This window comes from Mycolicibacterium llatzerense, assembly GCF_000878195.1.
GTDB classification, from domain to species: domain Bacteria; phylum Actinomycetota; class Actinomycetes; order Mycobacteriales; family Mycobacteriaceae; genus Mycobacterium; species Mycobacterium llatzerense.
Genome location: NZ_JXST01000001.1, coordinates 234,345 through 248,307, shown reverse-complemented (window position 1 = coordinate 248,307; position 13,963 = coordinate 234,345). Strand labels below are relative to the sequence as shown.

General features: G+C 67.6%; 13 protein-coding genes and 1 tRNA gene. 10 read left to right on the top strand and 4 right to left on the bottom strand.

Going from position 1 to position 13,963, the window contains the following annotated elements:
• The first annotated feature begins 20 nt into the window (after positions 1-20).
• Positions 21-713 (top strand): alpha/beta hydrolase, encoded by a 693-nt coding sequence (locus tag TL10_RS01220; protein ID WP_043984073.1) that lies wholly within the window; start codon positions 21-23, stop codon positions 711-713.
• On the opposite strand, the gene TL10_RS01215 is transcribed toward TL10_RS01220, so the two are convergent.
• Together TL10_RS01215 and mfd are read right to left on the bottom strand one after the other, a co-directional pair.
• Complete coding sequence (locus TL10_RS01215; RefSeq protein WP_043398959.1) at positions 701-1,648, bottom strand: nucleoside triphosphate pyrophosphohydrolase; 948 nt, start codon at positions 1,646-1,648, stop codon at positions 701-703. The genes TL10_RS01220 and TL10_RS01215 overlap by 13 nt on opposite strands.
• Positions 1,645-5,274, bottom strand: coding sequence for a transcription-repair coupling factor (gene mfd / locus TL10_RS01210; protein WP_043984072.1), 3,630 nt, complete (start codon positions 5,272-5,274; stop codon positions 1,645-1,647). Before mfd ends, TL10_RS01215 begins: the two co-directional genes overlap by 4 nt.
• A 107-nt stretch (positions 5,275-5,381) precedes the next feature.
• Between mfd and TL10_RS01205 the strand changes: the two genes are divergently transcribed.
• On the top strand, positions 5,382-6,629 hold the full coding sequence (locus TL10_RS01205; RefSeq protein WP_043984071.1) for a diaminopimelate decarboxylase family protein: 1,248 nt from the start codon (positions 5,382-5,384) through the stop codon (positions 6,627-6,629).
• A 76-nt stretch (positions 6,630-6,705) separates the two neighbouring features.
• On the opposite strand, the gene TL10_RS01200 is transcribed toward TL10_RS01205, so the two are convergent.
• A complete protein-coding gene (locus TL10_RS01200) occupies positions 6,706-7,299 on the bottom strand; it encodes a TetR/AcrR family transcriptional regulator (RefSeq protein ID WP_043398953.1) in 594 nt (197 codons plus the stop codon).
• 85 nt (positions 7,300-7,384) lie between these two features.
• On the opposite strand from TL10_RS01200, the gene TL10_RS01195 reads away from it, so the two are divergent.
• From TL10_RS01195 to pth, 8 genes are all read left to right on the top strand, one after another.
• Positions 7,385-7,456, top strand: a tRNA-Gln gene (locus tag TL10_RS01195).
• A 71-nt stretch (positions 7,457-7,527) separates the two neighbouring features.
• Positions 7,528-8,970 (top strand): bifunctional UDP-N-acetylglucosamine diphosphorylase/glucosamine-1-phosphate N-acetyltransferase GlmU, encoded by a 1,443-nt coding sequence (glmU, locus tag TL10_RS01190; protein ID WP_043398952.1) that lies wholly within the window; start codon positions 7,528-7,530, stop codon positions 8,968-8,970.
• Positions 8,971-9,129: 159 nt separating this feature from the next.
• On the top strand, positions 9,130-10,110 hold the full coding sequence (locus tag TL10_RS01185) for a ribose-phosphate diphosphokinase (RefSeq protein ID WP_043398950.1): 981 nt from the start codon (positions 9,130-9,132) through the stop codon (positions 10,108-10,110).
• A gap of 2 nt (positions 10,111-10,112) precedes the next feature.
• Entirely contained in the window at positions 10,113-10,454 is a 342-nt protein-coding gene (gene arsC, locus TL10_RS01180) for an arsenate reductase (glutaredoxin) (protein ID WP_043398947.1), read from the top strand.
• On the top strand, positions 10,451-11,101 hold the full coding sequence (locus tag TL10_RS01175; RefSeq protein ID WP_043984068.1) for an LpqN/LpqT family lipoprotein: 651 nt from the start codon (positions 10,451-10,453) through the stop codon (positions 11,099-11,101). Before arsC ends, TL10_RS01175 begins: the two co-directional genes overlap by 4 nt.
• Before the next feature lie 24 nt (positions 11,102-11,125).
• Positions 11,126-11,995, top strand: a complete 870-nt coding sequence (locus TL10_RS01170) for an oxidoreductase (RefSeq protein WP_043398944.1) — start codon at positions 11,126-11,128, stop codon at positions 11,993-11,995.
• 150 nt (positions 11,996-12,145) lie between these two features.
• Positions 12,146-12,808, top strand: a complete 663-nt coding sequence (locus TL10_RS01165) for a 50S ribosomal protein L25/general stress protein Ctc (RefSeq protein ID WP_043984067.1) — start codon at positions 12,146-12,148, stop codon at positions 12,806-12,808.
• Between the two features lie 6 nt (positions 12,809-12,814).
• Complete coding sequence (pth, locus tag TL10_RS01160; RefSeq protein ID WP_043398940.1) at positions 12,815-13,390, top strand: aminoacyl-tRNA hydrolase; 576 nt, start codon at positions 12,815-12,817, stop codon at positions 13,388-13,390.
• Positions 13,391-13,491: 101 nt separating this feature from the next.
• On the opposite strand, the gene TL10_RS01155 is transcribed toward pth, so the two are convergent.
• The gene (locus TL10_RS01155) at positions 13,492-13,755 is read right to left on the bottom strand and encodes a hypothetical protein (RefSeq protein WP_110788919.1); all 264 of its coding nucleotides are present in this window, start codon (positions 13,753-13,755) and stop codon (positions 13,492-13,494) included.
• Between the last annotated feature and the right edge of the window lie 208 nt (positions 13,756-13,963).

Below are 13,963 nucleotides of genomic sequence, written 5' to 3'. Positions count from 1 at the left end.
CGTCCAAATACTGTCACCGCATGACCGAAAAACCAACAGTCGTCCTGGTCCACGGATTCTGGGGCGGTGCGGCCCACTGGGCCAACGTCATCGTCGAGCTGAACCGCCGCGGCTACTCGTCGCTGCACGCGGTGGAGAATCCGCTCACCTCGCTGGCCGACGACGCCGAGCGCACTCGCAAGATGGTCAGTCAGGTCGACGGCCCCGTCGTCCTGGTCGGGCACTCGTACGGCGGTGCCGTCATCACCGAAGCCGGTGACCTGCCCAACGTGACCGCCCTGGTCTACATCGCGGCCTTCGCGCCCGATGCCGGCGAGAGCCCGGGAGGGATCACCCAGGAGATGCCGCCCGCTGCGGCCGCCAACCTCGCACCCGACTCCGACGGCTACCTCTGGGTCCTCCAGGACAAGTTCCATGAGAGCTTCTGCCAGGACCTGTCCGCTGACGACGCACTCGTCATGGCCGTCACCCAAAAGGCGCCGCTGGCATCGACTTTCGGCGACACCGTCACGGCACCGGCCTGGCGGTCCAAGCCGAGTTGGTACCAGGTGTCGACCCAGGACCGGATGATCCACCCGGACAACGAACGCCGCATGGCGCAACGGATGAACCCCCGCAAGATCATCGAACTGGACGCCAGCCACGCGTCGCTCGCCTCCCAAGCGACCGCCGTGGCCGACCTCATCGACGAGGCCGCGACTCAGACGTCCTGAGCCGGCCAGTGCTCCCGCCACTCGTCTGCTGACACCGCACCCAGCGGTGCGGCATCCAATTCCACCGCCACTTCGTCGCCGCGGCGGGCGGCGACGATGCGGCGCTCGGTCGCCCGCACGGTGTCGATGAATTCCAGAGCCACTGTGCGCAAGGCGCTTTCGGCGTCGACGTCGGGTGCCAGGGTCACCGAGGTCAGTCCGGCCGGAAGCAGATCGGCGGGCAACCCGGCTGTGCCGGTCCGTTCGATCAGCTTCTGCGCCAGGGCCAGTGCCGGCAGCGCCGTCGGCACCTCGTCCATGCACGATGTCCGCGCGGCCTTCTCCAGCGCCTTGCGCTCTTCCCACTGGGCGATCTGGTCTTCCAGCGAAATCTCTTGTCCGGCAAGCACTGCCGGCACCCGGTTGCCCAGTTTGCGGATCAGCGTGTCGGCCACGTCGTCGATGCCGAACGGGTGCAGCGGCGCGTCCTCGGCGATGCGCGCGTGAAACAGCACCTGCAGCAACACATCTCCGAGTTCCTCGCGGACGTCGTCGGCGTTGCCACCCCGGACCGCGTCGAACAGCTCGTACGTCTCTTCCAGCAGGTAGCGACGCAGCGAGTCGTGCGTCTGCTCGCTCTCCCACGGGCCGTTGCTGCGCAGCTTGTCCATCATCGTGACGGCGTCGATGAGCCGCTCTCCGGGCTGCGAACCGTCTGCCGCGATGAGCTTCTCGCCCGCAGCGAGCCGGGCCCGCACCTGGGGATGCTCCGGATCGGAGGACAGCAGCACCGGCGCCGGATTGTCGGAATCGCCGTACGCCGGCCGGCCAGACGGCAAGGACCACGGCACCTTGACCGGCAGTTCCTCGGTGTACTGCACGTCGCCGGTGAGCAGGACCAGCGCGTCGATCGGCATCAGCGACGGGCGGCGCGGATCGACCAGGACCACTGTCATGCGCTACCTCCCAGGTCGGTTATGTCTACTTCACCGGGCGCTTTGCCGTCGAGCTCCAGCAGCAGTCCGGCCACTGCCCGGGCCAGTTCCAGGTCGCGGATGCGTGGTGCGCCCACGCCGGCACCGGCCCGCGGAATCGGAATCTGCACCGTCGACGTCGTCGCCCGGTACGTCGCACCCGGATACATCCGCTTGAGCCGCAGCTGCCCGGAGTCCATGAGCGTCAGGGGCGTCAACCGGATGGTCGAGTCGGAGATCGCGGTCACCTCGGTGACGCCGTACTCGCGGCACAGCAGCCGCAGCCGGGCCACGGCGACGAGCCGCTGCGCGGGTTCGGGCAGTGGCCCGTAGCGGTCCACCAGCTCCTCGACCACCGACGCCACCCGCGCGTGATCGGACGCTGCGGCCAACCGGCGGTAGGCCTCCAGTCGCAGCCGGTCGCTGCCGATGTAGTCCGGCGGCAGGTGCGCGTCGATCGGCAGATCGACCCGCACCTCTTTCACTTCCTCAACGGCCGCAATGGTTTTCCCGTCCACGGCAGCGCGGTAGGCCTCGACGGCCTCCCCGACCAGCCGGACGTAAAGATCGAAGCCGACGCCCGCGACGTGCCCCGACTGCTCGACACCGAGCACGTTGCCCGCACCGCGAATCTCGAGGTCTTTCATCGCGACCGCCATACCGGCGCCCAGATCGTTGTTCTGCGCGATGGTGGCCAGCCGGTCGTGTGCGGTCTCGGTGAGCGGTACCTCGGGCGGGTACAGGAAATACGCGTAGCCACGCTCGCGGCTACGGCCCACCCGGCCACGCAGCTGGTGCAGCTGCGACAGGCCGAAGGTGTCGGCCCGCTCGACGATCAGCGTGTTGGCGTTCGAAATGTCAAGGCCCGTCTCGACGATCGTGGTGCACACCAGGATGTCGTAATCGCGGTTCCAGAAGCCCTCGACGGTCTTTTCCAGCAGCTCCTCGGGCATCTGCCCGTGTGCCACCACGACGCGCGCCTCGGGCACCAGCTGGCGCACCCGGGCGGCGGCGCTGTCGATCGATTTCACCCGGTTGTGGATGTAGAACGCCTGCCCGTCGCGCAGCAACTCGCGCCGCAGCGCCGCGGCGACCTGCTTATCGTCATGCGGCCCAACATAAGTCAGCACCGGGAAGCGTTCCTCCGGCGGCGTCAGGATGGTGGACATCTCCCGGATGCCGGCCAGGCTCATCTCCAGGGTGCGCGGAATCGGGGTGGCGCTCATGGTCAGCACGTCGACGTGGGTGCGCATCGACTTGATGTGCTCCTTGTGCTCGACGCCGAACCGCTGCTCCTCGTCGACGATCACCAGACCGAGGTCTTTCCAGGTGACGCCGGTCGCCAGCAGCCGGTGGGTGCCGATCACCACGTCGACCGAGCCGTCCTTCAAACCCTCGATCACCAAACGGGATTCGGCCGGATCGGTGAACCGGGACAGTCCCTTCACCGTCACCGGGAACCCGGCCATGCGGGCGGCGAAGGTCTGCAGGTGCTGGTCGGCCAGCAGCGTCGTCGGCACCAGCACCGCGACCTGCTTGCCGTCCTGCACCGCCTTGAACGCCGCGCGGACCGCGATCTCGGTCTTGCCGTAGCCGACGTCGCCGCAGATGACGCGGTCCATGGGGACCGGCTTCTCCATGTCGGCCTTGACCTCGGTGATGGCGGTCAGCTGGTCCATGGTCTCGGTGAACCCGAACGCGTCCTCCATCTCGTTCTGCCACGGGGTGTCCGGGGCGAACGCATGGCCCGGCGCGGACTGCCGCTTGGCGTACAGCGACACCAGCTCGCCGGCGATCTCACGAACCGCCTTGCGCGCCTTGGTCTTCGTATTGGTCCAGTCGCTGCCGCCGAGCCGGCTCAGCGTGGGCTCCGTACCGCCGACGTAGCGCGACAACTGGTCCAGCGAGTCCATCGGCACGTACAGCCGGTCGGACCCGCCGCCACGTTTCGACGATCCGTACTCGAGCACCAGGTACTCGCGCCGGGCGCCACCGACCACCCGCTCGGTCATCTCGATGAACTTGCCGATGCCGTGCTGGTCGTGCACCACCAGGTCGCCGGCCGTCAACGCCAGCGGGTCGACGACGTTACGCCGTTTGGCGGCAAGCCTTTTACCCTCGGTGGCCGCGGCCCGGTTACCCGTGAGGTCGGTCTCGGTGATGACGACGAGGTTGACGCCGGGCAACACCAGACCGTCGTGCAGCGGACCCTTGAGCACCCCGACAACGCCGGCCTTCGGCACCGCGCCGGGCTCCAACATCGTTGCGGCGACATCGGATTCACTGAGCTGCTCGACCACGCGGTGCGCGGTACCGGCACCCGGGGTGACCACCGCCGCAAGCCCGCCGGTGGCGATGTGCGCCCGCAACATCGCGAAGATCTCTTCGAGGCTCTGCTGGCCGCGGGCCGACGGCGCCGGCCGGATGTCGACCTCGACCGCCGTTTCGTTGGCCAGCTGGCTCAGTGTCCACCAAGGGTGACCACCGGCGGCCGCGGCTTCCCGGATCTCCACGAAGTCCCGGAATCCCGAACCACCAAGCTGCTCAACGTCAATCGGTGCGTCGCCGCCCACGGCGGCCACCGACCACGAGGCCTCCAGGAACTCGCGACCGGTCTTGATCAGATCGGCCGCGCGGGTCCGCACCTTCTCCGGGTCGCAGATCAGCAGCGGCGCACCGGCCGGCAGCCGGTCGGTGAGCAACGCCAGGTCGCCGGGACGCAGCACCGGAAGCAGCGCTTCCATACCGTCGACCGGAATGCCCTCGGCGAGCTTCGCCATCATGTCCGCGATGCTGCCGGTGACCTGGTTGTCGCTACTGGGCAGGCTCGCCCCGATCTCGGCGGCGCGTTCGCGGACGTCGGGCGTCAACAGCAGTTCGCGGCAGGGCACCGCGATCATCGTCTCGACGGCGATCTCGGGGATGGACCGCTGGTCGGCCACCGAGAACATCCGCATCTCGGTGACCTCGTCGCCCCAGAACTCGATGCGCACGGGGTGCTCGGCGGTCGGGGTGAAAATGTCGAGAATGCCTCCGCGGACGGCGAATTCGCCGCGCTTGCCGACCATGTCGACCCGGTTGTAGGCCAGCTCGACGAGCCGTGTCACGGTGTCGTCGAAGTCGGCTTCGCCGCCGACGGTCAATGTCACCGGTTCGGCGTCGGTCACCCCGCCGGCCAGCGGCTGCAGCAGCGACCGGGCCGTGGTGACCACCACCCGCAGCGGCGGACCGAGTCGGGTGTCGTCCGGCCGCGCGAGCCGCCGCAAGACGGTCAGCCGGGCGCCGACGGTATCGACACCGGGTGAGAGCCGCTCGTGCGGCAAGGTCTCCCACGACGGGAACAGCGCCACGGCATCGCCGTGGACGGCCCGCAGCTCGGCGGTGAGATCGTCGGCCTCGCGACCGGTGGCCGTGACGACCAGCACCGGGCCGGCGGCAGCCAGCGCCGCCGCGACCGGGAGCCGGGCGCTGACCGGGCCGACCAAAGCCTGCTCGGCGATGCCCTCGGCGGCCTGCCGCGTCAGTTCCTGCAGGCCAGGATCGGTGAGTGCGAGTTGAACGAGCCCCGCCAACGGGGTTTGGATCGATTGCTGCCCCGGGGAGGTCATGATGCCCCCGATTGTAGTTCGCAGGACTTCGTCAATATTGGGCGCGGTCCCGTCAAAGGATCGTCAACGGGGCGCTCACCCGGCATTTCCGGGCGCAGGCTGGAGCCATGACACTGCTCGACATCCTGCCGTCTCTGCGGGGCGCCATGCGTCCGCGCATCGACACCACCATCTGGCCGCTGACCACCCAGGTCGACGCCTTGGGACGTCTCTGCATCGGGTCGGTGGCGCTCACCGATGTCGCCGACGAGTTCGGCACGCCCGCATACGTACTGGATGAGACCGACTTCCGCACGCGCGCGCAGCACTACCGCGCCACGTTGCGCGGTGTCGAGGTGGTCTACGCCGCCCAGTCCCTGCTGACCAGGACCGTCGCCGGCTGGGTGCACGAGGCCGGCCTCGGTATGGCGGTGTGTTCGACGGCCGAGCTGGCCACGGCCCTCGCCGGCGGCATGGACCCGGCGCGCATCGTGGTCCACGGCAGCGGCAAGTCGGTCGACGAGCTGGCGACGGCCGCGGGCGCCGGGGTGGGCCGCATCGTGTTGGACTCCCCCATCGAGATGGCCTATCTGGCCGGTGTCGCGCGCCGGCCGCAGGCGATGTTGCTACAGGTCCTGCCAGGTGTCGACGTGCTGCCGATGGTCCGCCGCGCGCTGGCCACCCCGCAGCTTCCGCTGGCCGGGCTGTACTGCCACCTGGGCACGCAGATCGCCGAGCCGGAGGTCTACGTCGAGGCTGTGCGCCGGCTGGTCGACACCATGGCCGACGTGCGCGCCGCCCATGGCGTCGTGCTCACCGAGCTGAACATCGGCGGCGGGCACGCCATCGCCTACCGGACCGGCGAACCCGAGCTCGATGTCGCGGCACTGGCCGATTTCCTGGAAGACGCCCTCGACGCCGCCTGCGCCGCGAACCGGTTCCCCCGCCCCCGGCTCGTCGTCGAACCCGGCCGGGCGATCAGCGGACGCGCCGGGGTGACGCTGCACCGGGTGCAGTCGGTATCGGCGCGCACTGACGGACGCGCCGTCATCACCGTCGACGGCAGCCACCCCCATTCCGCACCGATCGCGAATTACACTGTGGCCCTTGCCAACCGGCACCCCCTCGGGCCCACGCGACCATCCACCATCGTCGGCCGCGACGGCATGGCCATCGCCGACGACCTCGACCTGCCCGACGACGTCCACCCCGGCGACCTGCTCGCGACCGCCTGCACCGGCGCGTATCACCACAGCACCGCGTCGAACTTCACCATGACGACCCGGCCGCCGGTCATCGCCGTGTGCGAGCGCCGGGTGCGGCCGCTGATCCGTCGGGAGACCACCGCGGACCTGCTGCTGCGCGACTGCGGTTAGTCCCTGCCACCGAGCGTGAAGAAGATGGCGAGAAATCCTCGATTTCTCGCCATCTTCTTCACGTTGGACCGAGGGCCTAGCCCTCGTGCAGCTCGGGGTCGGACTCGAGATGCGTCAGCCCGTTCCACATCAGATTGACCAGGTGCGCCGCGACCACTTCCTTCTTCGGTTCGCGGGTGTCCAGCCACCACTGCGCGGACATCGACACCGAGCCGACGAGCGCCTGCGCATAGAGCGGGGCCAGCTCCGGGTCGAGCCCGCGGCGGGAGAAGTCGCCGGCCAGGATCGAGCTGACCTGGTTGACCGCGTCGTTGAGCAGCGTCGAGTAGGTGCCCGACGTAATGGCCGCCGGCGAGTCGCGGATCAGGATGCGGAAGCCGTCGGTGTGTTCCTCGACGTACGTCAGCAGCGCCAGCGCCACCCGTTCGACCCGCACCCGCGACCGGTTGTTGGTCAGCGACGACGTGATGCCGTCGAGCAGCGCGGACATCTCGCGGTCGACGACGACGGCGTACAGGCCTTCCTTACCGCCGAAATGCTCGTAGACCACGGGCTTGGAGACATTGGCGCGCTGCGCGATCTCCTCGATGGACGTGCCGTCGTAGCCGCGCTCGGCGAACAGCGACTTCGCGATCTCGATCAGCTGTTGACGGCGTTCACTGCCGGTCATGCGCGCACGAGGGCTGCGCGCTCCGTTCTCCGCCGCTGCCATGGTCGCCAGCGTATCCGCTTGCACTAGAGTCTCTGGCGAGTAATCCGTCGTGGTGTAATCGGCAGCACCTCTGATTTTGGTTCAGATAGTTCAGGTTCGAGTCCTGGCGACGGAGCGAGGCTTGCCGAGCGACTATCGGCACAGCGCCAAGCAGCAAAGCGCGACATCGCGTAGAGAGAGGCGTACGTGACTCGAGGCGAAGCCGCCGTCATCGTCCTGGCCGCTGGGTCAGGTACCCGGATGCGCTCCGACATTCCGAAGGTCCTGCATACGCTGGCCGGCCGCAGCATGCTCGCGCACGCGCTGCACGCCGTTGCCAAGGTCAATCCGACGCACCTCGTCGTGGTCGTCGGCAAGGAACGCGAGCGGGTCACCGCGCATGTGCACGAGATCGCGGGCGGACTCGGCCGGACCGTCACCGTCGCCATCCAGGATGAGCAGCTCGGCACCGGGCACGCCGTCAGCTGCGGCCTGTCCGCGCTCCCCGCCGACTTCGCCGGCACAGTCGTGGTCACCGCGGGTGACGTCCCGCTGCTCGACGCCGATACTCTCGAGGGCCTCGTCGACACCCACGCCACCGCCACCGCGGCCGCGACGGTGCTCACCACCACCGTCGCCAACCCGACCGGCTACGGCCGCATCCTGCGCACGCAGGACCACGAGGTGATCGGGATCGTCGAGCAGGCCGACGCCACCGAATCCCAGCGCGCGATCCGCGAGGTGAACTCCGGGGTGTACGCGTTCGACGCCACAGCACTGCGCTCGGCGCTGAGCCGGCTGCGGTCGGACAACGCCCAGCAAGAGCTCTACCTCACCGACGCCATCTCGATCGTGCGCGGCGACGGCCAGATCGTCCGGGCCCACCACGTCGACGACAGCGCGCAGGTCTCCGGCGTCAACGACCGGGTGCAGCTGTCCGAGGTGGCCGCCGAGCTGAACCGCCGCATCATCGCCGGTCACCAGCGCGCGGGCGTCACGATCATCGACCCAGGCACCACCTGGATCGACGTCGACGTCAGCATCGGCCGCGACACCGTCGTCAAGCAGTGCAGCCAGCTGCTGGGCGCCACCGACATCGGCGCGAACTGCGTCATCGGCCCCGACACCACGCTGACCGACATGGAGGTCGGTGACGGCGCCGAGGTGATCCGCACCCACGGGCAGCTGGCGGTCATCGGTGCCGGCGCCACCGTCGGCCCCTTCACGTACCTGCGGCCAGGCACCGAGCTCGGCGCCGACGGCAAGCTGGGCGCGTTCGTCGAGGTCAAGAACTCGAAGATCGGCACCGGCACCAAGGTGCCGCACCTGACGTACGTCGGGGACGCCGACATCGGCGAGTACAGCAACATCGGCGCGTCCAGCGTCTTCGTCAACTACGACGGCGAGAACAAGAGCCGCACCACCATCGGTTCGCACGTGCGCACCGGCTCGGACACGATGTTCGTCGCACCCGTGACCGTCGGCGACGGTGCCTACACCGGCGCCGGCACCGTGGTCCGCGAGGACGTGCCACCCGGAGCGCTGGCCGTTTCCAAAGGTGAGCAGCGCAATATCGAGGGCTGGGTGGAGCGCAAGCGGCCCGAGTCGAAGGCCGCGGAGGCCGCGCGCAAGGCGCGCGAACAGGGCTGATGACACCGGTGAGGGCTGTGCACGAAAACGGTGCCGAATCCGTGCCCAGCACTCACACTCGAAGTCTGCTGTTGGTGTTCCGGTAACCCGGCAACGGTTGCTGGTTACCGGCAAGTACCATTACGACGTATCGATCCCCCACCGCGAAAGCAGCACACAGTGGCCACGGACTGGACCGACAACCGCAAAAATCTGATGCTCTTCTCGGGGCGCGCGCACCCCGAACTGGCCGAACAGGTCGCCAAAGAGCTCGGCATCGAGGTCACCCCGCAGACGTCCCGGGACTTCGCGAACGGCGAGATCTTCGTCCGATTCGACGAGTCGGTGCGTGGCTGCGACGCCTTCGTGCTGCAGAGCCATCCCGCGCCGCTGAACCAGTGGCTGATGGAACAGCTCATCATGATCGACGCGCTCAAGCGCGGGTCCGCCAAGCGGATCACCGCGATCCTGCCGTTCTACCCGTACGCGCGCCAGGACAAGAAGCACCGCGGCCGCGAGCCCATCTCGGCCCGTCTGATCGCCGACCTGCTCAAGACCGCCGGCGCCGACCGCATCGTCTCGGTCGACCTGCACACCGACCAGATCCAGGGCTTCTTCGACGGTCCGGTCGACCACATGCGTGGGCAGTCGCTGCTGTGCGGCTACATCGGCGACAAGTACGGCGACTCCGACCTGGTCGTGGTCTCCCCGGACTCCGGCCGCGTGCGCGTCGCCGAGAAATGGGCCGACTCCCTGGGCGGCGTGCCGCTGGCCTTCATCCACAAGACCCGCGATCCGCTGGTCCCCAACCAGGTCAAGGCCAACCGCGTCGTCGGTGAAGTCAAGGGCAAGACCTGCATCCTGACCGACGACATGATCGACACCGGTGGCACCATCGCCGGCGCGGTCAAGCTGTTGCGTGAGGACGGGGCCAAGGACGTCATCATCGCCGCCACCCACGGTGTGCTGTCCGACCCGGCTGCCCAGCGCCTGGCCGACTGCGGCGCCCGCGAGGTCATCGTCACCAACACGCTGCCCATCACGCCGGACAAGCAGTTCCCGGCACTGACCGTGCTGTCGATCGCGCCGCTGCTGGCGTCGACCATCCGCGCGGTGTTCGAAAACGGCTCGGTCACCGGCCTTTTCGACGGATCTGCCTAACAATGGCCGCCCGCATCTACCACAACCCGAAGTGCTCGACCTCCCGTAAGACGCTGGATCTGCTGCGGGAGAACGGCATCGAGCCCGAGGTCGTGCAGTATCTGAAGACGCCGCCGACCCGGGCCGAGCTGGTGGCGATGATCAAAGATGCGGGCATCGACGTGCGCACCGCGGTACGCAAGCGCGAATCCCTCTACGCCGAGCTGAATCTGGCCGACGCCACCGACGAGCAGCTGCTCGACGCCATGGCCGAACATCCGATCCTGATCGAGCGGCCGTTCGTCGTCACCGCGAAAGGCACCCGGCTGGCCCGCCCGATCGACGCGGTCCGCGAGATTCTGTGATCCTGCGCAGGGTCTGTGCCGCCGCCGCGGTGGCGCTGACACTCACCGCGTGCGAGACGAAAACGCCTGACTACAAGTCGATCTGGTCGACGACGCCGACCACCAGCACGACACCGGTGGACAAGGCCAGTCTGATTCCGTTCCCGGACTACCTGAACAAGCTCGGGGTGCAGAGCAAGCAGGTCATCCCCGACCAGCTCACCGACCTCAAGGTGACGCTGCCCCGGCCGCAGGGCTGGACGGGATACAAGAACCTCAATTACTCGCCCGGCACCGTGACGATCGCCAAGAACGACACCTATCCCCTGGCGATGCTGATGGTGTTCCAGCTGTCCGGAGACTTCGACGTCAAGGATGCCCTCAAGCATTCCGACGCCGATGCCCTGCTGTCCGAGAACTTCAAGAAGCTGTACAGCTCGAGCGACGACTTCCAGGGCTACCCGTCGGCGATGATCGAGGGCAGCTACGACCTGCACAACCGCCGGTTGCAGTCCTACAACCGGATCGTGATCGCCCAGCCGTCCCCGCCACGACCGGGCATCCACTACCTGATCCAGCTGACCATCACGACGTATGCCGAACAGGCCAAGGACCAGGCCGGCGACATCGAAGCGATCATCAAGGGCTTCTCCGTCGGCCCCAAGTAGCCCTGCGGCACTAAGCTCGCGGTCATGAGTGAATGGACCGCCGCCGACCTGCCTTCTTTCGCCGGCCGCACCGTCATCGTCACCGGCGCCAACAGTGGCCTCGGCGAGGTCACCGCCCGTGAACTGGCCCGCGTGGGCGCCAAGGTCATCCTCGCCTGCCGCAACACCACCAAGGGCGACACCGCTGCCGCAGGCATGACCGGCGACGTCGAGGTTCGGCCCCTGGATCTGCAGAGCCTGGCCTCGGTGCGTGAGTTCGCCGCCGGTGTCGACAAGGTCGACGTGCTGATCAACAACGCCGGCATCATGGCCGTGCCGTTCTCGCTGACCGAGGACGGTTTCGAGAGCCAGATCGGCACGAACCACTTGGGGCATTTCGCCCTGACCAACCTGCTGCTGCCGAAGATCACCGACCGCGTGGTCACGGTGTCGTCCGAGCTGCACCTGCTGGGCTACATCAGCCTGAAAGACCTGAACTGGAAGTCACGGCCGTACTCGGCATGGTTGGCGTACGGGCAGTCGAAGCTGGCGAATCTGCTGTTCACCAAGGACCTGCAGCGCCGGCTGTCGCTGGCCGGTTCGTCCGTGCGCGCGCTGACCGCGCATCCGGGCTACTCGGCGACCAACCTGCAGGGCCAGACGGGCAACGAACTGGGCGACAAGTTCTGGCTCGCCGCCAACAAGATCGCCACCCCCGCCGCCTTCGGCGCCCAGCAGACGCTGTTCGCGGCGTCGCAGGACCTGCCGGGCAACACGTTCGTCGGCCCGAAATTCGGCTTCCGCGGGCCGACCGGGCCGACGCAGCTGATCAAGCCGGCCGGCCGGTCAGCACGCACCGCGACCGCCCTCTGGGACCTGTCTGCCCAGCTCACCGCCACTGAATTTCCGCTCTGAGGGGCGTTTCCGCTAGTCTGACTGACGATCACGGCGAGGGTAGGTCCACCAGGACCACCGTTATCGACGGGAACTTCACAGCACTGATGTGCGCTGATATCCCAGCCCTGGCCGTGCCACCCAGTAGATACGGCATCAGGAGCGATTCACATGGCCAAGAACGCGGCCCCCACCTCGAACAATCTGACCGCTGAGGTCCGCACCCGGACCGGCAAGGGCGCCTCGCGTCTGGCCCGTCGCGAAGGCCGCGTGCCGGTCGTCCTGTACGGCCACGGCACCGAGCCGCAGCACCTCGAGATCAACGCCCGCGAGTACGCTGCCGTGCTGCGTAACTCGGGCACCAACGCGGTGCTGACCCTCGACATCGCCGGCAAGGAGCAGCTCGCGCTGACCAAGCAGGTCGTCGTTCACCCGATCAAGCGCAACATCCAGCACGCCGACCTGATCGTCGTGAAGCGTGGCGAGAAGGTCACCGTCGACGTGAGCATCGTCGTCGAGGGTGACGCCCAGTCCGGCACCCTGGTCGCCCAGGACACCAACACCATCCAGATCGAGGCCGACGTCCAGTCGATCCCCGAGTCGCTGACCGTGTCGGTCGAGGGCATCGAGGCCGGTACTCAGATCCTCGCCGGCCAGGTCGAACTGCCCGCGGGCGTCACGCTGGTGACCGACCCCGAGGTGCTGGTCATCAACGTCGTCGCGGCGCCGACCGCCGAGGACCTCGAGTCCGAGGGCTCCGGCGAAGAGGCCGCTTCGGGCGAGGCTGCTGCCGAGGGCGAGGCGGCCGCAGAGGCCGCTGCCGAGTCGGAGTAATTCGCTTTGGCCGAACCGCTTTTGGTGGTCGGCCTGGGCAATCCTGGGCCGCGCTACGAAACAACGCGGCACAACGTTGGATTTCTGGTTGCCGACATCCTGGCCGAGCGCATCGGCGCAGGGTTCAAGGTGCACAAGAAATCCGGAGCTGAAGTCACCACGGGCCGGCTGGGAGGCCGGTCCGTGGTGCTCGCCAAGCCGCGCACCTACATGAACGAATCCGGTAGGCACATCGGGCCTTTGGCGAAGTTCTATTCCGTCGAGCCGGCCGACATCGTGGTGATCCACGACGAGCTGGACATCGACTTCGGCCGCATCCGGCTCAAGTTCGGTGGCGGCGAGGGCGGTCACAATGGTCTTCGCTCCATTGCTTCCGCCTTGGGCACCAAGGATTTTCAACGCGTCCGCATCGGCGTGGGCCGCCCGCCGGGGCGGCAAGACCCGGCGGCGTTCGTGCTGGAGAACTTCAATTCGAAGGAACGGCCCGAGTTGGGCACCATCCTCGAACAAGCCTCCGACGCAACGGAATTGCTGCTGCAGTACGGCGTCGAGGCAGCGCAGAACACCGTCCACGCCTGGTAGCCGACCTGCCCAAGAAAGCGCGAAAACCCCCAAACTCCAAGGAATTTGGGGGTTTTCTCACGCGGGTACTTCCCGCGTGCGCGGGAGGTTCGCCAGCAGAGCTATCCGCAGATGTGTTGCCGGTCAACGGCATCGGTGTAGCAGCTCCGGCGGCCCTGAGCGCCCACGCGGGAGCTCTGGGTGGTGTCCTGAGTGCGGATGCCCGGGGTCGCCTTGATCGCCACGCTGCCGTTCGTCTCGCAGGTGGAGAGGCTTCCGGCGTCCTGACAGGTCGGGCGGGCACCTGCAACAGGCGCCATGATGCCACTGACCGAGGCCAGGCCCACCAGCAGAGCGACCATCCTGCGCTTGCTTTGATGAGTCATGTCACCTTCTCACTATTCGGGGAAGGTCGTCTGTCTCCGGTCCGTAATCGACGGGCTGAAAACCACTGACACGCCTTCCAATAACGCATGTTAGGTCGACTATATGTTTCAGCCAGATGACCGCGCCATTAACTCATGACGAACTCACATATAAGGGATTCATAGAATTGCGCTGACCTGGCAACCTCTGAAAAACCGGTGAGCAAGG